Consider the following 17,507-nt stretch of genomic DNA (forward strand, 5'->3'; position numbering starts at 1 on the left):
CGCGCTCGTACCCCCTGTGACCTCGAACGGGCCGTACGCAGCCCGCCCCCGCTCCTTGAGTGGCCGTTCCGCTTGCTCCGTCTCGTTCTCTGTTCCGTTCCGTACCGCTCCGTTCGGAGAGGCTTTTCATGCCAACGAAGTCCACCCGCCTCACCTTCGCGGTCCTCGCGACCGGTGCGGGCGTGTTCTCCATGCTCCAGTCGCTGATCGCACCGGCCCTGCCGACCGTCCAGCACGCCCTGAACACCTCGCAGTCCACCGTGACCTGGGTGATGACGGCCTACCTGCTGTCCGCCTCGGTCTTCACCCCGATCCTCGGCCGGGTCGGCGACCTGATCGGCAAGAAGCGCACCCTCGTCGCCGTCCTCGTGACCGTGACGCTCGGCTGTCTGCTCGCCGCGCTCGCGCCGAACATCGGTGTACTGATCGTCGCCCGAGTCGTCCAGGGCATAGGCGGTGCGCTGTTCCCGCTCTCCTTCGGCATCATCCGGGACGAGTTCACCGCGGCCGAGGTCGGACCCAGCATCAGCAACCTGTCCGCCGTGATCGCCGCGGGCGGCGGCGTCGGACTCGTGGCGGCCGGTCCCATCGTGTCCGCGCTCGACTACCGCTGGCTGTTCTGGCTGCCCGTCGGCGTCGTCGCGGTCACCACACTGATCGCCCTGCGCTACGTCCCCGAATCCCCGAGCCGGGCCGAAGGACGCGTCAGCTGGCTCGGTGCCGTCCTGCTGTCGGGCTGGCTGGTCGCGCTGCTGCTCCCGCTCAGCCAGGCGGGCCAGTGGGGCTGGGGATCGGCCCAGGTGATCGGGCTGTTCGCCGCCGCCGTCGTGCTCTTCGCGCTGTGGCTGCTGGCCGAGGCGCGCTCCCGCACCCCGCTGATCGATCTGCGCGTCATGCGGCTGCCCGCGGTGTGGACCACCAACACCGCCGCGCTCCTGTTCGGCGCGGGCATGTACGCGATCTGGTCCTTCCTCCCCGGCTTCGTACAGACCCCGAGCTCCGCCGGATACGGTTTCGGCGCCAGTGTCACCGCGGCCGGACTGCTCATGCTGCCGATGCTGCTCGCCATGTTCTGCTCGGGTGTGCTCAGTGGTCGGCTGGAGCCCGTCCTCGGCGCCAAGAAGCTGCTCACGACCGGTGCCGCACTCGGCGCGGTCGCCTGTGGCTTCCTCGCCCTGTGGCACGACCAGCAGTGGCAAGTGGCCTTCGCCGCGGGCATCTTCGGGCTCGGCATCGGACTCGCCTTCTCCTCGATGGCCAACCTGATCGTCGGCAGCGTGCCGCCCGAGCAGACCGGCGCCGCGACCGGGATGAACGCCAACATCCGCACCATCGGCGGGTCCATCGGCGCGGCCGTGACCAGCGTTCTGGTGACCGGCCGGCTCCAGCCCTCGGGCCTGCCCTACGGCTCGGGATACACACACGGGTTCACCCTGCTCGCCCTGCTGTGCCTGGCCGCGGCGCTGGCCGCGCTCCTCGTGCCGGTCCAGCGTGCCGGTCGGCTCTCCGCCTCGGCCCGCGCGGGCGCCGACTCCGCGAGTACGGAACCGGAGGCGGCCGTCGTCGATGCGTGAAGTTGATGGGTGAAGATGCTTGTCGGACAGGGTCATGACTCCGAACGGGCGGCGCGTTCACCCGACTCGGTGAGCGGTACCACGGGTGCGTACCACCGGCGCACGCACCGCCGTTGCTCCGACATGGACAGCACTCACATGGCCCAGCGGCGCCGTCCGGAGCAGGGCCTCGCGGGTCGGCCCTACGCCGAGCTGACGGACGGGCGGCTGGGCCACCCGCCGATCTACGCCCAACTGGTCGCGGAGTGGCGGGCCAAGGGCCGGGTGGTTCCGGAGCACCGCGGGGCGGTCGTGGTGCTGTGGGCGTCCTTCGCCGCCTCCAGTCCCTTCGATGGCGCGGCGTGGCCGGTCGACTCCTGGGCGGAGAGGCGGGACGAGAAGGACGAGAAGACCACCGGACCGGTACCCGCCGAACCCAGGACCGTGTCCGCAGGCTCCGTACCCGCCGAACCCAGGACTGTGTCCGCAGGCTCCGTACCCGCCGTCCCCGTACCCCGTGGCCTGCTGGGCTGGTGAACCCCTCCGCGCGCTGCCGCGGAGTGCCGGTCACCCGCCAGGCGGGGGTGCCAGGACGGCGAGCGTCCCGTTGGCCCGCTGCAACGCCAGTTCCAGGGGGACCGCGGCATGCAGGGCTCCGGTCCCGTCGGGTGGAATCAGCCACTCCAGGAACCGCGCGGCGCGGTACGGCGGTGGTACGGCGACCCACGAGCCCTTGCCCGCGTGGCGGAGCCCGGAGCCGACCCAGCGGCTGGCCGGGTCCGGCGGCAGGAAGAAGCCCACTCTCCGGGACGCGGTGTCCACCAGGGTGGGGCCGGGGGCGCGCAGCGGGTCGTTCCACAGGATGTCCAGGGCGAGCAGTCCGAGTTGCTCGGGCACGCTGAGTACGTCCCAGAACCGCCCGGCCTCCATGAGCACGGTCCCCGACCCCTGATCCCACTCCCGCTTGCAGACCCGGGGGTCCGCGGCGGCTGCCGCGAGCCACTCGACACCTTGCATCCACATCACATCCGGCATGACCAACTCCAGGGCATTCGCTGGCCGTCTGACCAGGCATGGAGCGGCGCACTCGGATGCGGAACCCGCACCTGGGCGCCGACCCGGCGTGTTCATGCTGGTAGATATTTCTATGTGGCGGAAGGGGTGGCGCGGTCTGGCGTTTTCGCCGAAACGTTCTTCTGGGGACGTCCGTTGCTCGGATTTCCGTCAGGTCCGTGAAGTGTCCGTCAACTTCGTGCAGCCAGAATGCCGAGCACGTTGGCCGCGACGACGGCGCCGATGCCCGTCCACTCCGTCCAGTCCAGGTTCTGACCGAGGACGATCCATCCGACCAGACCGGCCAGGACGGGATTGACGCTCATGAAGAGACCGAAGGCCGGGGCCGGGACGCGGCGCAGGGTGAACAGGTCCGCGAGGCAGGGCACCGCGGACGACAGCACGCCTGCGGCCACGGCGCAGCCGACCGCCGTCGGCGTCGGAGGATGCCGGACCGCGACGGCGACGCCGACCGGCAGGAACAGTACGGCGGAGAGCCCGGCGGCGGCAGCGGACCCCGCCACCCCGGGGATGCGGCGGCCGACGGTGCGGTTGAGCAGGATGTACGACGCCCAGCAGCCGGCGGCCAGCAGCCCGAGGCCCATTCCGAGGAAGTCGGCGGAGGGGCGCGGACGCATCAGCGTGACGACACCCGCCGCGGCGATCACCGCACAGCACGCGTCCACGCGGCGGCGGGAGGCGGCCAGCGCGATGCTGAGCGGGCCCAGGAACTCGAGGGTCACCGCCAGTCCCAGTCCGATGCGGTCGATCGCCGTATAGAGGGACAGGTTCATGGTCCCGAACACCAGCGCCAGCAGCACGACCGGCCACCACTGCCCCCAGGTGAACGTCCGCAGCCGGGGGCGGCCCAGTGCCAACAGGACGACCGCGGCGACGTACTGACGCACCGCGACCACACCGACGGGGCCGAGGACGGGGAAGGCCAGGGAGCCGATCGCGGCACCGGTCTGGTTGGACAGGCTACTGCCGACCATGGCGACCACGCCGGCCAGGGGCGTGCCGCCCGGCTTCGGGGCTGTGGGTGCCGGGGGAGTGCGACGCGCGGGTTCTGCCGGGCGTGCGGAGGCTGCGTGCATGTCTCGATGCTGGGAGGCCGGGGCTCTTGCGCAAAATGCATCAGCCGATCCATCTATACGCTTGAGTCATGGATCCTTCACCTGAGGACGCTCCACCCGAGGGCGCTTCCGGCAAGGGCGCTTCCGTCGAGGACGCCTCCGGCACGGGTGCCCCCGTCGACCACGCCTCCGTCATGAATGTGGAGCTGCGGCAGTTGCGCTGTCTCGTCGCGATCGTCGACGAGGGCACCTTCACCGACGCCGCCATCGCGCTCGGGGTCTCGCAGGCCGCCGTGTCCCGCACGCTGGCCTCACTCGAGCGTGCCCTCGGGGTGCGGCTGCTGCGGCGTACCTCGCGGGAGGTGGCCCCGACGGCGACGGGACTGCGTGTGCTGGCGCATGCCCGGCGGGTACTCGGCGAGGTGGCCGACCTGGTCCAGGAGGCCATGTCGGGTCGCGCCTCGCTGCGGATCGGGTACGCCTGGTCCGCGCTCGGCCGTCACACCCTGGCCTTTCAACGAGACTGGGCGCGGGCGCACCCCGAGACGGAGCTGCGGCTCGTGCGTGTCAACTCCGTCACCGCAGGCCTCGCCGAGGGAGCCTGCGACGCTGCCGTGGTGCGCAGACCCCTGGACGACCGGCGGTTCGACTCCGCGATCGTGGGGCTGGAACGGCGGCTGTGCGCCCTGGCCGCCGACGATCCGCTGGCCGGACGCCGCTCGGTGCGACTCGCCGACCTCGGCGGGCGCGTCCTGCTGATCGACCGCAGGACCGGCACTACGACGACGGAGCTGTTCCCGCCCGACTCCCGCCCGGCGACCAGGGAGACCCACGATGTGGACGAGTGGCTCACCGCGATCTCCACGGGCCGCTGTGTGGGCATGACGGCCGAGTCCACCGCGCACCAGTACCCGCGCCCCGGCGTCGTCTACCGGCCGGTGCGCGACGCCGAGCCCATCGCGGTGCGGCTCGCCTGGTGGCGGGACGACCCGCACCCCGCCGCCCCCGCCGCCATTGAACTCCTGACGGAGCTCTATCGCCGAGCCGCGTAGCCGGCGCCGGGGCGCAGCGGGTGCGCCGTGCTGCCCGCCGGTGTCACGCCGAGTCGCGCGCGATGATCCGCCCGGGCTCGGGGCTGAGCCCGGGCGGGATCGAGGCCGAGCACGGCGCGGGCGTCGAGGCGGCCGTGAACTTCGGCGACGATGCGGACGGTGGTGAGTGCGGGTGTGCCGAGGGCGCCGTATTCGGTGTCGTCGAAGCCGATCACGGCCAGGTCGTCTGGTGCGGCAAGTCCCAGGTCGTGCAGGGCGGTCAGGGTGCGCGGGGCGATGTCGTCGTCGAAGGCCGCGACCGCCGTCACGGTCCCGTGCGCGGCGAGGAAGGTCTTGACGGCGCCGGCGCCGGCCGTCCTCGGACGGGGCGCGACGAAGGAGGGCGGCGTTCGCGGTGAACCCCGCCCGCCAGTCGCCCGCAGCCCCGGGCTCGTGGCCGCTCAGACAGGCCTCGGCGAACCGGAGCACGGCGCGCAGGAGCCCTCGCGCAGTGCTCGCTCGCGAGACGCCGCTCGCCGCGGCGACGTCGCTCAGCGTCACACGCCGTGCGCCGACCGTCATCACGCCCCCGATCGGTTCTGTCGCGGCGGTACCGGAACCGTGGACGACCGCCAGTGTGGTCGTACGGCCGCACGCCGAACGGTCCCGGGTCGCTGACGCGACGCGGGACCGTTCGGAGAAGATCAGCCGTCTTTGGCGAGATGACAGGCCGTCAATCTTCAGATGTCAGTTACGACCGCTGGGGTCAGTGTCCGCCACCGCCACCACCGCCGTGGCCGCCCCCGCCGCCACCGCCGCCGTGGCCGCCGCCACCGCCGCCGTGTCCGCCACCGCCGCCGCCATGGCCGCCGCCACCGCCGCCGTGGTCTCCACCGCCGCCGCCGTGGTCTCCGCCACCGCCGCCGTGGTCTCCGCCACCGCCGCCATAGCCTCCGCCGCCGTGGTCTCCGCCACCGCCGCCGTAGCCTCCGCCGCCTCCGTGGCCTCCGTCGTCGTTCCAGTTGCTGTAGGAGTAACCGGAGTCCGAGTGTGAGCTGGTCGCGCTGGCGATGCCTGCTGTGCCGAACGCCAGGGCCAGAGCGGCGAACAGGCTGGCGACCAGCCGGAACGTCCTTGAAGTGATGATCCGCATGGTGCTTTCCCTTCCCGGGAGCGTAGACAGGACCTGGCCCTGCACGGCCGCGGTGACGTCGGCACCACTGAGGCACTGAGACGTTCGCGATGAGGGTCCGGTACATCGGCGTTGAAAGTGACGGGAATTGCCGTCCGCCGACTCACGCGCTGATCGCGCGGCATCGGGCCCACCTGGGCTGCTGAGTGCAGCGAACCCCGCGGCGGGGCGCCCGTCCGTCAGTCAACCGATGACCGGGTTGTCGTCGGTCGGGATGTAGTCGGTCGGGATGCTGAGATTGTTTGTCTTCTCACCAGGCAAAACGTCTGTTTTCTGTTCAACCCGTATCCAACCTACGCATACCGGCACAATGAAGTCAAGCGCAGCAGGTGGGCCTCGGGGGCACGGGAAGTGGGCCGTGGTGCCGCAGGCAACTCCCTTTACTTCTTTTTGGCGTTGGGCGACTGACGCCCGCCCAGATCGGGGCTGGTCAGGGCGGTCCCGGCCGCCGTCTTCGGCCCGCACGGCGCACGATGCACGCCCGGCCCGCCCCACCCAAGGAAGCGGATCCGACGTCGAGTTGGCATTCCCCGCGGCGGATCCTCGACGGTCCTGTCCTTGGGTCGCCCGTGCGCTCGGTGTCCGCGGAGTGAGCGTCGCGCCCTTGCCCCGCCCGGGAGATGGGGCACTGGCATCGCCGTGTGCGGAGATCGACACCTGCCCGGCCGGGCGACTGTCACCGCCGAGTGGCCGTGGGACTCTTGGGGCTGGTCGGCGCCCTGTGACGGCGGGTGACCTGACCGCCGGCAGAGCATGTCGGCAACATAGAGAACAAAATTGTTGACAATCTTGTTGGACTGGATTTAGGTTCGACAGGCACTCACTCAGGGAGGGCGCGATGCCGAAGGAAGCCCGTCCAGGCACCGGCGAGCAGGCCAAGCAGCACGCACTGGTGCACCTGCGGCAGGCGATCCTGCACGGCGACATGGCACCGGCCCAGCGGCTGGTGGAGAACGAACTCGCCGAGCAGTTCGGTGTCACGCGGGCCAGCGTCCGGGCGGCGCTGATCGAGCTGGAGTCGGAGGGACTGGTCGAGCGGATCCGCAACCGCGGCTCGCGGGTGCGGGTGGTGACGGTCGAGGAAGCGGTGGCCATCACCGAGTGCCGCATGGTCCTCGAGGGCCTCTGCGCGGCCAAGGCGGCCGTCGAGGCGAGCGAGGACCAGCTGGACCAGCTGACCGACCTGGGCACGGCGATGGCCAAGGCGGTCGCGGGCGGTGAGCCACTGGTCTACTCCCGGCTCAACCACGAACTGCACGACCGGATCAGGGAGTTCTCCGGCCAGCAGGTCGCCGTGGGGCTGCTGGAGCGGCTCAACGGGCAGCTGGTGCGCCACCGTTTCCAGCTCGCGCTGAGACCGGGGCGCCCCCAGCAGTCACTGAGTGAGCACCTGGCCATGATCGAGTCGATCAGGGCCCGGGACCCGCAGGCGGCCGAAGCGGCCGTCCGTACCCACCTCGCGGGAGTCATCGACGCGCTGCGCCAATGACGTCGCGGTGGTGGGGCATCCGGCCTGTCCACCAAGGAGATGTGAGCAATGACGTACGGCAAGGCGCCCACCACCCCACGCTCGACACTTGTCATCACCGCGCATGCCGGGGACTTCGTCTGGCGGGCCGGGGGAGCCATCGCCCTGGCCGCCTCCCGTGGAGAGAAGGTGACCATCGCGTGCCTCACCTACGGGGAGCGCGGTGAGTCGGCCAAAGCCTGGCGCGAGGGCAAGTCGCTGGAGGAGATCAAGGAGATCCGCCGTGCCGAGGCCGAGGCGGCGGCCTCGACCCTGGGCGCCCGGGTGCGCTTCCTCGACGCCGGCGACTACCCCCTGCTCGTCACTCAGGAGCTGACCGACCAGCTCGTACGCATCTACCGCGACACCCAGCCCGACGTGGTCCTGACCCACCCCCTGGACGATCCCTACAACGGCGACCACCCGGCGGCCGCCCGCATGGCCCTGGACGCCCGCGTCCTCGCCCAGGCCATCGGCTACCCCTCCGAGGGCGAGATCATCGGAGCCCCGCCGGTGTTCTTCTTCGAGCCGCACCAGCCGGAGATGTGCGGCTTCCAGCCCGAGGTCCTCCTTGACATCACCCCGGTCTGGGAGACCAAGCGCAAGGCCATGGAGTGCCTCGCCGCCCAGCAGCACCTGTGGGACTACTACACCGACCTGGGCAAGCGGCGCGGCGTACAGCTCAAGCGCAACGCGGGCCCCAACCTCGGCCTGCCCCACGCCACCTACGGCGAGGCCTACATGCGTCCCTACCCGCAGGTCACGGAGGAGCTGGCATGAGCGGTCTGATCGTCACCGACCCGCCGCGCGCCCACGCCGAGGACGTCGAGACGCTCGGCGGCTACGGCGTGGCCACCGTCCACGAGAGCCTGGGCCGAACCGGCAGTCTCGGTCCCGGGTTCCGGCCCATCCAGCAGGACGTGCGCATCGCGGGCACCGCGGTCACCGCCCTGTGCTGGCCCGGCGACAACCTCATGATCCACGCTGCGGTCGAGCAGTGCCGCGAGGGCGACATCCTCGTCGTGACCACCACCTCGCCCTCCACCGACGGCATGTTCGGCGACCTCTTCGCCACCGCGCTCCAGTACCGCGGGGTGCGCGGCCTGATCATCGACGCCGGGGTGCGCGACACCGCCGACCTGCGTGCCATGGGCTTCCCCGTCTGGTCGACGGCTGTCTGCGCCCAGGGCACGGTCAAGGCCACGGCCGGCTCGGTGAACACACCCGTCGTGCTCGGCGGCCAGGTCGTCCGCCCCGGTGACGTCATCGTCGCCGACGACGACGGCGTGGTCTGCGTACCCCGCGAGCAGGCCGGCAGGGCCGTCAAGGCGGCCGAGGCGCGCACCGCCAAGGAGGACGCCTCCCGGGCCGCCTTCGCCGAGGGCCAGTTGGGCCTGGACCGCTACGGCCTGCGCGAGACCCTCGTGCGGCTCGGCGTGCGGTACCAGGCCTACGACGAGTACACGCGCAACGGTTCCCCGTCATGAGCACCGGTGAGGAGCTGCGCTGCATGCTGATGCGCGGCGGGACCTCGAAGGGCGCCTACTTCCTTGCCGAGGACCTGCCGGCCGGCGCCGGCGCGCGCGACGACCTGCTGCTGCGGGTCATGGGCAGTCCCGACCCCCGGCAGATCGACGGACTCGGCGGAGCGCACCCGCTCACCAGCAAGGTCGCGGTGGTCTCCCGCTCCCAGAGCCCCGACGCGGAGGTCGACTACCTCTTCCTCCAGGTGGGAGTCGACCGGGCCGAGGTCTCCGACCGGCAGAACTGCGGCAACCTCCTTGCGGGGGTCGGCCCGTTCGCGGTCGAACGCGGTCTGGTCGCCGCCCGGGACGGGCACACCTCGGTACGGATCCGGATGGTCAACAGCGGTGACCACGCCACCGCCACCTTCCCCACGCCGGACTGGCGCGTCTCCTACGCGGGGCCGGCCGAGATCTCGGGCGTGCCAGGCACCGCCGCACCCGTGGTGATCGAGTTCGAGCGGGGCAGCAACCCCCTGCTGCCCACCGGGCATGCCCGGGACATCGTCGCGGACACGCCGGTGACCTGCGTGGACAACGGCATGCCGACCGTGCTGATCGCCGCCTCCTCCCTGCAGGTCACCGGCTACGAGAGGCCGCGGGACCTGGAGGAGGACCTGACCCTGCACGACCGGCTCCAGCGGATCCGTCTGGAGGCGGGCCTGCTGATGGGCCTGGGTGACGTCAGCGAGACGACCGTGCCCAAGCTCAGCCTGCTGGCACCGCCCACGAACGGCGGCGCGGTCATGACCCGCACCTTCATCCCGGTCCGCTGTCACACCGCCATCGGCGTCCTGGGCGCCGCCAGTGTCGCCGCCGGGCTGCGCGTCCACGGCGGCGTCGGCCAGGACGTCGCCCGTCTGCCCGAGAACGGCGGACGGCTGCGCATCGAGCATCCCACCGGATTCCTCGACATCGAGAGCGAGATCGACGACGGCACCCCGGGGGCCGCCCCCGTGGCCCGCCGTACCGCCGTCGTCCGCACCGCACGCAAGATCTTCGACGGTACGGTCTTCCCCCGGCCGGCCGGAGCCGCACTTCACCCTTAAGGAGGCCTGTATGGCCCCGCCCCTCGGCGACATCGCCCACCTCGGGCACGTCGAACTGCTCACCCCGGACCTGGACGGGAGTCTGCGGTTCTTCACCGACTACCTCGGTCTGACGGTCAACGGCCGCAGCGGCGACTCGGTCTATCTGCGGACCTGGGACGACTACGAGCACCACAGCCTCGTCCTCACCGCGCACCAGACCTCCGGTCTGCGCCGCACGGCCCTGCGCGCCTCCAGCGAGGAGGCCCTGCAGCGGAGGGTCAAGGAACTGGAGGCCGCCGGTCACCAGGGCCGCTGGACCGAGGACGAGCCGGGCCTCGGCCCGCTGTACGTCACCGCCGACCCCGACGGCCACGAAGTGGCCCTGTACTGGGAGTCCGAGTGGTACCAGGCCCCGGACGAGCTGAAGCCGGGGCTGAAGAACCAGCCCCAGGCCAAGCCCGGCCACGGTGTGGGCGTACGCCGCCTGGACCATGTGAACTACCTGGCCGCCGACGTCGCCGCCAACGCCGACTTCCACCAGCACCTCCTGGGCGCCCGGCCGACCGAGCAGATCCAGCTCGACGGCGGCCGGATCGCCGCGAAGTGGCTGACGTTCACGAACAAGTCGTACGACGTCGTCTACACCGAGGACTGGACGGGCTCGCGCGGGCGGCTGCACCACATCGCGTTCGCGACCGACACCCGCGAGGACATCCTGCGCGCCGCCGACCTCGCCCTCGACACCGGTGTGTTCATCGAGACGGGCCCGCACAAGCACGCCATCCAGCAGACGTTCTTCCTCTACGTCTACGAGCCGGGCGGCAACCGCATCGAGCTGTGCAACCCGCTCACCCGTCTCGTACTGGCCCCCGACTGGCCCCTGATCACGTGGACCCAGGCAGAGCGGGCCAAGGGACAGGCATGGGGTCTGAAGACCATCGAGTCCTTCCACACCCATGGCACGCCGCCGCTGGACCCGGCCGCGGACCACTGAGAACAAGTCAGCGAAACAGGCAGGGCGGCACACGGCTGTGTGCCGCCCATGGCCGTTTCACCTGCTGATTCTCTCCTGCTGTAGCCTCTCGGAACCGCCGGCTGGATTGTTCCTGAGATTGTTGACAAAAGCGTTGACACTTGGTGAACCGGAACCCTAGCGTCATGCGCACCATCGGGTCAGGCCGCTCGAGCCGCACCGACCCGCCTCACTCATCCCCTCCAGGGACACTTCTCCCGGACGAGAGGAAACAATGATGTCTCCCTCCCCAGACCTGCGCGCCCGCGGGACCGGACTGGCCACGCTGGTGGTCGGCCTGTGCTGGCTGGTCGTGCTCTTCGACGGCCTCGACATGTTCGTCTACGGCTCCGTGCTGCCCAACATGCTCGCCGAGCACGCCCTGGGGCTCCAGCCGTCCCAGGCCGGCGACCTGGGCAGTTACGCCACCTTCGGCATGCTGATCGGCGCGCTGTCCGCGGGTACGGTCACCGACTGGATCGGCCGCAAGAAGGTGATCATCACCTGCACCGCGGTCTTCTCGCTCGCGTCCGCCCTCTGCGCCGTCGCCCCCAGCCTCGGTGTCTTCGGACTCGGCCGGTTCATCGCGGGTCTCGGACTCGGCGGTCTGCTCCCCACCACGATCACGATGGTCGCCGAGTACGCCCCGCGTGGCCGCCGCGCTCTGATAGTCGGCACGCTGATGACCGCCCACCAGGCCGGCGGCATCCTCGCGGGCTTCGTCGGCCTGTGGACCACCGGCGCCGGCCAGTGGCGCGTCGCCTACTGGATCTGCGTGGTCCCGCTGCTCATCGGCGTTCCGCTGATCGCCAAGTACCTCCCCGAGTCGCTGAACTTCCTGATCGCCAAGGGACGCACACGGGAGGCCCGCGAGCTCGCCGAGCGCTACGACGTCGAACTGCCCGCGCCCGCGGCGGAGCGCCCCGTGGCCGGGGACCGCTGGAGCGCCGTGATCGCCCTGTTCCGCGGCGGCCTGTGGCGCACCACGCTGCTGTTCTGGCTGGCCTCGTTCTGCGGCCTGCTGCTCGTCTACGGCGTCAGCAACTGGCTGCCCACCATGATGCGCGGCGCGGGCTACGAGCTCGGCTCCTCGCTGTCCTTCGTCATCGTCATCAACCTCGGCGGCATCGCCGGCATGCTGATCGCCGGCCGCTTCTCCGACCACTTCGGCGGTGCGCGCGTCGCCACCGTCTGGTTCGCGGCCACCGCCCTCGGCGTCTATCTGCTCGGCATCCACATGGCGTTGCCGCTCACCTACGTCGTGGTCTTCCTGACCGGCCTGTTCCTCTTCAGTGCCCAGGCCATGATCTACGCGACGGTCGCCGGCCGCTCCAGCGACGACAACCGCGCCACCGCCGTGGGCTGGGTCTCCGGCATCGGCCGCTTCGGCGCCGTGTTCGGACCGTGGCTCGGCGGCCAACTCGTCGCGGCCAAGTCCGAGAACTGGGGCTTCACGGCGTTCGCCATCGCCGCCGTGCTCGCCACGGTCTTCGTCGCCCTCACCGGCCTGCGCGGCCCCCAGCAGACCCCGCAGCGCGACGCCGCCCAGCAGCTGACCACCACCGGCTGACCGCGACGACATGCCTGAGGCCGGGACCTGGCGGGGCCCGGCCTCAGGCATGTCCGGATCGGATACGAACAGCGGCACCCATGGCCCTGTTCAGCCCATCTGGTCCTGTGCGGAGAGGTGTTCCACCGTCACCCCGGTCTCGGTGAACGTACGCGTGACCGTGCCCGACGTGTACACCCACAGGATGCGCAGCGGGCGGTCGCCGATGTTGCGGAACAGATGGGGGACGGGCGACGGCACGTACGTGGTGTCGAACTGCTCCAGCTTCGTCACCTCACCGTCCACCACCACCTCCGCCTCGCCCTCGAGGATCGTCACGTGCTCGTCGCAGTTGTGCGAGTGCAACGGAGCCCCGGAGCCGACCGGATAGACACTCATGCCGCTGGTGACGCGGTTCTCCCCGGCTGCCGAGGGCGTGGTGATCAGCGGCGTCGTCACGACGGCACCACCACGGTCGAGCAGCGGCACGGACGCGACTTTGATGATCGTGGTCATCCGGAGTTCCTCTCCCATCAACGCTGTTGCGTCGATCGACGTTAGGTCGCGTCCCCATGAATGGGTGCCCTCCGGCGTGCAGTTTTACCTTGCATTCCGGGAGGGGTGAGCTTCCCGAACTCGGCTGTACCTTCGGCTGGCATCGCACGGCTTCCCCGTACGTGCCGGAAACACGCCGGAAAGAGAAGGCAGGTATCGGCCCCATGAGGCTCCCCGTTCTCACCGATGAGGAAATGAATCCCCGCCAGCAGGAACTGGCCGCCCGCATCGCCGGCCGTCGCGGCGCCGTCCGTGGCCCCTTCCGCGTCTGGCTGCACAGCCCGGAGATGTGCGAACGCGCCGAATCCCTCGGCGCCTTCGCCCGCTTCGACTGCGACCTCCCCAGGCATCTGCGCGAGCTGACACTGCTGATGGCCGCCCGGAACTGGGACGCGCAGTACTCCTGGAACGCGCATGTGAACCAGGCGATCGAGGCCGGCGTTCCGGAGGCCGCCGTCAAGGCCGTCGCCGAGAAGCGCGAGGCGGTCTTCGACGACGAGGCGGACCAGGCCTTCTACCGGTTCTGCCGCGAGGTCCTCGAGAACCACTTCGTGTCCGACGAGACCTTCGCCCGCGCACTCCAGCACTTCGGCCCCAGGGGCCTGGTCGACACCATCGGCGCGCTCGGCAACTTCACCATGCTCGGCATGTGCCTGAACACCTTCCAGGTGGACCTCCAGGCCGATCGTGAGCCCCCCTTCCCCGACATCCGCGGCTACGAGCGTGTCGTCCCCGACGGGGACGGACCGCGGCCGTGACGGCCCTGTCGGCCGTGGTGCGCGTACGGGGCGTCACCAAGAGCTTCGGCGGGGCGGCCGCGCTCAAGGGTGTGGACCTCGATCTGTACCCCGGCGAAGTGCACGCGCTGATGGGCATGAACGGAGCCGGCAAGTCGACACTGGTGCAGATCCTCTCCGGGGCGCACCAGCCCGACGGCGGCACCATCCAGGTCAACGGGGCCACGTACTGCGGACTGACCGTGCGCAGGGCCCGACGGCTCGGCATCGCGTCGGTTCCCCAGCGCCGCGAACTGGCGATGGGCCTGACCGTGGCCGAGAACGTCATGCTGGGCGACCTGCCCACCCGGCGGGGCACGGTCCACTGGAAAGCCGTCGACTCCGAGGCGAGGAAGGCGCTGTCCGGCCTCGGCATCGACATCGACGTGGAGCGCACCGCGCGTTCGCTCACCGTCGCCGAACAGACCATGGTCGAGGTGGCGCGGGAGGTCCGCCGCGGCGGCCGGATCCTGATCCTCGACGAGCCGACCGCCTGCCTGAGCGCGGAGGCGGCGCACCAGATCAGGGACCTGGTGCGCACCCTGCGCGACGAGGGCGTCGCCGTCGTCTACATCTCGCACTACATCGACGAGGTCATGGCCGTCGCCGACCGCCTCACGGTCCTGCGGGACGGCGAGGTCGTACGCAGCACGCCGGCCGGCGACCTCGACCCGGCGGGGCTCGTGCGCAGCATGGTCGGCCGGGACGTGGTCTCCCGGCGCGTCGAACGTCCCGCCCCCAAGGACGACATCGGCCTCGCGGTGCGTGGTCTGAGCGACGGCCGGACCATCCGGGACTTCACCGTCGAGGTGCGCAAGGGCGAGATCGTCGCGGTGCTGGGACCGGCCGGGGACGCGCAGTCACACCTCTTCGACCTGCTGTCCGGCCGCCGCCGCCCCGACCTCGGCACCGTGCACGTCGACGGCGCCCCCGTGCCCCTCGGCAGGGTCCGTGCCTCGCTCGCCAGCGGCCTGCGTTGCGTCTCCGGAGACCGCAGGGCGCTGGGCCTGGTCCCCGAACTCTCCCTGGACGAGAACCTGATGCTGGCCGACGACCGCTTCGCACGCCGCCGCGTCCACCGGCGCGGCGCGCTCACCCGCCGCGCGGCCCCGCTGCGCAGGAGCTACGGAGTGGTCTCCCTCGTGGGGAACCCGCCGGTGAGCGCGCTGTCCGGAGGCAATCAGCAGAAGGTGCTGCTGGCCAAATGGCTGCAGACCGAGCCGGTCGCCTGCTTCCTGGAAGACCCCACCAACGGCGTGGACATCGCGGCCATGGCCGACATCCACACCCTCGTCGACGACCTCGCCTCACGGGGCACGGCCGTACTGCTCGCCTCCTCCTCCGCCGAGGAGGTCATGCGGCTGGCCGACCGCGTCGTGGTCGTCAGCGCCGGCCGCGCGGTCGCCGAACACGACATCACCGCCATCACCCACGACGAACTCGTCGCCACCGCTCTCGGAGGTCAACCGCAGTGAGCGTCAAGACACTTGCCGACGCGCCGGGCGTCAGCGACCCGCCCGAGGAGCCCCGGCCCCGGTCCACCTTCGGCGCCCTGCGCCGTGCGCCGCACACCGGTCTTCTCGCGGTCCTGATCGTCGTGGTGGTCGCCACCGCGCTGCGGACCGACTCCTTCGCCACCACCACGAACCTGATCAACGTGCTCCGTCAGGTGAGCGTCACCGCGGTGATCGCCGCCGGCCTCACCCTGCTGATGACCGCGGGCGGCATGGACTTCTCCATGGGCAGCAACGTCTCCGTCACCACCGCCGTCGGCGCGCAGTTGCTCTCCCACGGCCACTCCACCGCGTTCACCGTGATCGCCTCGGTGCTGCTGGCCACGGTCATCGGGCTGGTGAACGGACTGGTGGTGACGTTCACCAACGTGGCCCCGTTCGTCGCGACCCTGGCGACGGCCACCCTGCTCGACGGCGTCGCGCTCCTGGTGCAGGGCGGCCTCAGCGTCTCCATCGGCACCAGGATGTTCTCCCTGGGCAACGACAAGGTCCTCGGGGTGCCGTACCTGCTGATCGTGGCGGTCCTCGTGCTGCTGGCGACCGCCCTGGTCATGCGGTTCACCGTGTTCGGGCGGGACGCCTTCGCCATCGGGGGCAACGAGCACGTCGCCCGGCTCAGCGGCATCGACGTCACCGCTCGCAAGCTCACGTTGTACGCCGTCACCGGCGCCCTCTCGGGTCTCGCGGGCGTGATGCTGCTGTCCCGGCTGGGTGCCAGCAGCCCCGGCACCGGCGGCCTCACCCTCCAACTCACCGCCGTTGCCGCCGTGGTGATCGGCGGCACCTCGCTCGCCGGCGGCCACGGAACCGTCGTGGGCACGGCGCTCGGCGTTCTGCTGCTCGGCGTGGTGGCCAACGCCCTCAACCTCGTGCAGGTCTCCAGCTACTTCCAGCAGGTCTCCGTGGGCGGCGTACTCCTCGTCGCGGCCATCGCCAACGAGCTCCACAAGGCCCGCTCCGCGCGGCACTGACCCCCTCGTCTTCTCTCCACCGCCCGTCATGAAAGGCGTACGACCATGAGACTCTCCGCCCGCTCCCGCCGAGCGATGCTCGCCGCCGTCGCCGGTACCACCCTGGTGCTGAGCGGCTGCGGCAAGGACACCGGCAGTGGGTCCGGCTCCGTGTCCCTCGGGTTCGTCAACGGCGCCGACACCGAATTCCACACCTGTTTGCAAAAAGCCCTGGAACAGACGGCGAAGTCGGAAGGGGCGAAGGTCTACACGGCCAACTCCCACCAGAATTCCGGCACCGAACTGTCCAATATCGAGGACATGATCTCCCGCAATGTCAGCGCGCTCATCGTGCAGACCGTCAACGTCGACGCGCTCAAGGGCGACATAGCCAAGGCCAAGGCCTCGAACATTCCGATCTACCTGACGTCCGTCGCCACCAGCGACGTGAACGACATCCTCGGCGCGGCGGTCGTCGACCTGGGCAAGGTCGGGGCCCTGGACGCCGGCTGGGTCGCCGAGGACGCGGGCGGCAAGGACGTACAGGTCGGTGTCATCGCGGGTGCGCCCGGGGCCGCCTCCGATCTGCTGGTGGGCGGTTTCACCAAGGCGCTGCCCGGCAACGCCAAGGTGGTCGCGAACCAGCCAGGCATGTTCAACGCGGCCAAGGCGCAGGACGTCGCCGAGAACATGATCCAGGCCCACCCGGACCTCGCCTACGCCTTCGTCGCCAACGAGGAGATGGGCCTCGCGGCACGCAAGGCGTTCGACGCGGCCGGCGCCAAGAACGTCAAGATCGTGACCGCCAACGGCACCGACGAGGGCCTGGCCGCCGTCAAGGACGGCCGCTTCTCCGCCACCGTGGCCAACTCGGCGATGACGATCGGTCAGACCGCGGCCAAGAACGCGATCGGGCTTCTGGACAACAAGAAGGTTGACAAGATTGCCAACATTCCTCTTCTCTTGGTCACCAAGGACAACCTGAGCAAGGCACCCCAGTACTGCCCCAAGTAACCGAACCCGCACCGCGAAGCGGCGTCTGTCGCGAAGGCGTCCTGAGCCGCCGTCCACCGCGTCGCCGGAATGTCCGACACAGCCGCCATGAGGTCATTCCGGCGCGGTACGCCCGCACACCCGTACGACCGGCACCGCCGCCGGGGCCCACCCCTGGCAGTCGTGGGCCTC

18 protein-coding genes are annotated in these 17,507 nt (G+C 70.6%); 14 read left to right on the top strand and 4 right to left on the bottom strand.

The features are described from left to right. The first annotated feature begins 128 nt into the window (after positions 1 to 128). Together AQJ27_RS28170 and AQJ27_RS28175 are read left to right on the top strand one after the other, a co-directional pair. Complete coding sequence (locus AQJ27_RS28170) at positions 129 to 1,574, top strand: MFS transporter (protein ID WP_067374723.1); 1,446 nt, start codon at positions 129 to 131, stop codon at positions 1,572 to 1,574. A 123-nt stretch (positions 1,575 to 1,697) separates the two neighbouring features. Beyond that, positions 1,698 to 2,090 carry a hypothetical protein gene (locus AQJ27_RS28175; protein WP_159064411.1) on the top strand — a complete coding sequence of 131 codons (393 nt, stop codon included), beginning with the start codon at positions 1,698 to 1,700 and terminating at the stop codon, positions 2,088 to 2,090. A gap of 30 nt (positions 2,091 to 2,120) precedes the next feature. Here the strand turns inward: AQJ27_RS28175 and AQJ27_RS28180 are convergent, their stop codons facing one another. Both AQJ27_RS28180 and AQJ27_RS28185 read right to left on the bottom strand, forming a co-directional pair. Further along, on the bottom strand, positions 2,121 to 2,588 hold the full coding sequence (locus AQJ27_RS28180; RefSeq protein ID WP_067374727.1) for a hypothetical protein: 468 nt from the start codon (positions 2,586 to 2,588) through the stop codon (positions 2,121 to 2,123). A 209-nt stretch (positions 2,589 to 2,797) separates the two neighbouring features. Continuing rightward, complete coding sequence (locus AQJ27_RS28185) at positions 2,798 to 3,703, bottom strand: EamA family transporter (protein WP_067374729.1); 906 nt, start codon at positions 3,701 to 3,703, stop codon at positions 2,798 to 2,800. Between the two features lie 173 nt (positions 3,704 to 3,876). On the opposite strand from AQJ27_RS28185, the gene AQJ27_RS28190 reads away from it, so the two are divergent. After that, a complete protein-coding gene (locus tag AQJ27_RS28190) occupies positions 3,877 to 4,734 on the top strand; it encodes a LysR family transcriptional regulator (RefSeq protein WP_067375083.1) in 858 nt (285 codons plus the stop codon). Here the strand turns inward: AQJ27_RS28190 and AQJ27_RS52585 are convergent. After that, a complete protein-coding gene (locus AQJ27_RS52585; protein WP_235613730.1) occupies positions 4,716 to 5,156 on the bottom strand; it encodes a substrate-binding domain-containing protein in 441 nt (146 codons plus the stop codon). The genes AQJ27_RS28190 and AQJ27_RS52585 overlap by 19 nt on opposite strands. 326 nt (positions 5,157 to 5,482) lie before the next feature. Between AQJ27_RS52585 and AQJ27_RS57945 the strand changes: the two genes are divergently transcribed. The 7 genes from AQJ27_RS57945 to AQJ27_RS28230 all read left to right on the top strand — a co-directional run bounded on the left by AQJ27_RS57945 (position 5,483) and on the right by AQJ27_RS28230 (position 12,548). After that, positions 5,483 to 5,767 carry a hypothetical protein gene (locus tag AQJ27_RS57945; protein ID WP_067375085.1) on the top strand — a complete coding sequence of 95 codons (285 nt, stop codon included), beginning with the start codon at positions 5,483 to 5,485 and terminating at the stop codon, positions 5,765 to 5,767. 976 nt (positions 5,768 to 6,743) lie between these two features. After that, positions 6,744 to 7,394 carry a GntR family transcriptional regulator gene (locus AQJ27_RS28205; RefSeq protein ID WP_067374733.1) on the top strand — a complete coding sequence of 217 codons (651 nt, stop codon included), beginning with the start codon at positions 6,744 to 6,746 and terminating at the stop codon, positions 7,392 to 7,394. 48 nt (positions 7,395 to 7,442) lie between these two features. Continuing rightward, positions 7,443 to 8,192, top strand: a complete 750-nt coding sequence (locus tag AQJ27_RS28210) for a PIG-L deacetylase family protein (RefSeq protein ID WP_067374735.1) — start codon at positions 7,443 to 7,445, stop codon at positions 8,190 to 8,192. Next, positions 8,189 to 8,899, top strand: a complete 711-nt coding sequence (locus AQJ27_RS28215) for a 4-carboxy-4-hydroxy-2-oxoadipate aldolase/oxaloacetate decarboxylase (RefSeq protein ID WP_067374737.1) — start codon at positions 8,189 to 8,191, stop codon at positions 8,897 to 8,899. The genes AQJ27_RS28210 and AQJ27_RS28215 overlap by 4 nt, the downstream gene beginning before the upstream one ends. After that, on the top strand, positions 8,896 to 9,984 hold the full coding sequence (locus AQJ27_RS28220) for a 4-oxalomesaconate tautomerase (protein ID WP_067374739.1): 1,089 nt from the start codon (positions 8,896 to 8,898) through the stop codon (positions 9,982 to 9,984). Before AQJ27_RS28215 ends, AQJ27_RS28220 begins: the two co-directional genes overlap by 4 nt. A gap of 10 nt (positions 9,985 to 9,994) precedes the next feature. Then, positions 9,995 to 10,960 carry a catechol 2,3-dioxygenase gene (locus AQJ27_RS28225; protein ID WP_067374741.1) on the top strand — a complete coding sequence of 322 codons (966 nt, stop codon included), beginning with the start codon at positions 9,995 to 9,997 and terminating at the stop codon, positions 10,958 to 10,960. Positions 10,961 to 11,216: 256 nt separating this feature from the next. Further along, positions 11,217 to 12,548, top strand: coding sequence for an MFS transporter (locus AQJ27_RS28230; protein ID WP_067374743.1), 1,332 nt, complete (start codon positions 11,217 to 11,219; stop codon positions 12,546 to 12,548). A 90-nt stretch (positions 12,549 to 12,638) separates the two neighbouring features. Here AQJ27_RS28230 and AQJ27_RS28235 read toward each other — a convergent pair whose 3' ends face one another. Then, positions 12,639 to 13,043, bottom strand: a complete 405-nt coding sequence (locus AQJ27_RS28235) for a cupin domain-containing protein (RefSeq protein WP_067374745.1) — start codon at positions 13,041 to 13,043, stop codon at positions 12,639 to 12,641. A 233-nt stretch (positions 13,044 to 13,276) separates the two neighbouring features. Between AQJ27_RS28235 and AQJ27_RS28240 the strand changes: the two genes are divergently transcribed. The 4 genes from AQJ27_RS28240 to AQJ27_RS28255 are packed head-to-tail and all read left to right on the top strand — an operon-like array spanning position 13,277 to position 17,336. After that, positions 13,277 to 13,840: a carboxymuconolactone decarboxylase family protein gene (locus AQJ27_RS28240; protein WP_079065310.1), complete on the top strand. Its 564-nt coding sequence runs from the start codon at positions 13,277 to 13,279 to the stop codon at positions 13,838 to 13,840. After that, positions 13,837 to 15,333 (top strand): sugar ABC transporter ATP-binding protein, encoded by a 1,497-nt coding sequence (locus AQJ27_RS28245; RefSeq protein WP_067374749.1) that lies wholly within the window; start codon positions 13,837 to 13,839, stop codon positions 15,331 to 15,333. Before AQJ27_RS28240 ends, AQJ27_RS28245 begins: the two co-directional genes overlap by 4 nt. Beyond that, the gene (locus AQJ27_RS28250; protein ID WP_079065311.1) at positions 15,330 to 16,343 is read left to right on the top strand and encodes an ABC transporter permease; all 1,014 of its coding nucleotides are present in this window, start codon (positions 15,330 to 15,332) and stop codon (positions 16,341 to 16,343) included. The genes AQJ27_RS28245 and AQJ27_RS28250 overlap by 4 nt, the downstream gene beginning before the upstream one ends. A gap of 45 nt (positions 16,344 to 16,388) precedes the next feature. After that, positions 16,389 to 17,336: a sugar ABC transporter substrate-binding protein gene (locus tag AQJ27_RS28255; RefSeq protein WP_067374751.1), complete on the top strand. Its 948-nt coding sequence runs from the start codon at positions 16,389 to 16,391 to the stop codon at positions 17,334 to 17,336. Positions 17,337 to 17,507 lie beyond the last annotated feature (171 nt).

Source organism: Streptomyces olivochromogenes (assembly GCF_001514115.1).
Lineage (GTDB): Bacteria > Actinomycetota > Actinomycetes > Streptomycetales > Streptomycetaceae > Streptomyces > Streptomyces olivochromogenes.

What these genes read in the sequence shown, in the direction of transcription:
- AQJ27_RS28240 (WP_079065310.1), top strand. Translation starts at nt 13,277, where the DNA reads ATGAATCCCCGCCAGCAGGAACTGGCCGCCCGCATCGCCGGCCGTCGC.
- AQJ27_RS28205 (WP_067374733.1), top strand. Translation starts at nt 6,744, where the DNA reads ATGCCGAAGGAAGCCCGTCCAGGCACCGGCGAGCAGGCCAAGCAGCAC.
- AQJ27_RS28170 (WP_067374723.1), top strand. Translation starts at nt 129, where the DNA reads ATGCCAACGAAGTCCACCCGCCTCACCTTCGCGGTCCTCGCGACCGGT.
- AQJ27_RS28175 (WP_159064411.1), top strand. Translation starts at nt 1,698, where the DNA reads ATGGACAGCACTCACATGGCCCAGCGGCGCCGTCCGGAGCAGGGCCTC.
- AQJ27_RS28220 (WP_067374739.1), top strand. Translation starts at nt 8,896, where the DNA reads ATGAGCACCGGTGAGGAGCTGCGCTGCATGCTGATGCGCGGCGGGACC.
- AQJ27_RS28190 (WP_067375083.1), top strand. Translation starts at nt 3,877, where the DNA reads ATGAATGTGGAGCTGCGGCAGTTGCGCTGTCTCGTCGCGATCGTCGAC.
- AQJ27_RS28225 (WP_067374741.1), top strand. Translation starts at nt 9,995, where the DNA reads ATGGCCCCGCCCCTCGGCGACATCGCCCACCTCGGGCACGTCGAACTG.
- AQJ27_RS28235 (WP_067374745.1), bottom strand. Translation starts at nt 13,043, where the DNA reads ATGACCACGATCATCAAAGTCGCGTCCGTGCCGCTGCTCGACCGTGGT.
- AQJ27_RS28215 (WP_067374737.1), top strand. Translation starts at nt 8,189, where the DNA reads ATGAGCGGTCTGATCGTCACCGACCCGCCGCGCGCCCACGCCGAGGAC.
- AQJ27_RS28180 (WP_067374727.1), bottom strand. Translation starts at nt 2,588, where the DNA reads ATGCCGGATGTGATGTGGATGCAAGGTGTCGAGTGGCTCGCGGCAGCC.
- AQJ27_RS28255 (WP_067374751.1), top strand. Translation starts at nt 16,389, where the DNA reads ATGAGACTCTCCGCCCGCTCCCGCCGAGCGATGCTCGCCGCCGTCGCC.
- AQJ27_RS28185 (WP_067374729.1), bottom strand. Translation starts at nt 3,703, where the DNA reads ATGCACGCAGCCTCCGCACGCCCGGCAGAACCCGCGCGTCGCACTCCC.
- AQJ27_RS28210 (WP_067374735.1), top strand. Translation starts at nt 7,443, where the DNA reads ATGACGTACGGCAAGGCGCCCACCACCCCACGCTCGACACTTGTCATC.
- AQJ27_RS28230 (WP_067374743.1), top strand. Translation starts at nt 11,217, where the DNA reads ATGTCTCCCTCCCCAGACCTGCGCGCCCGCGGGACCGGACTGGCCACG.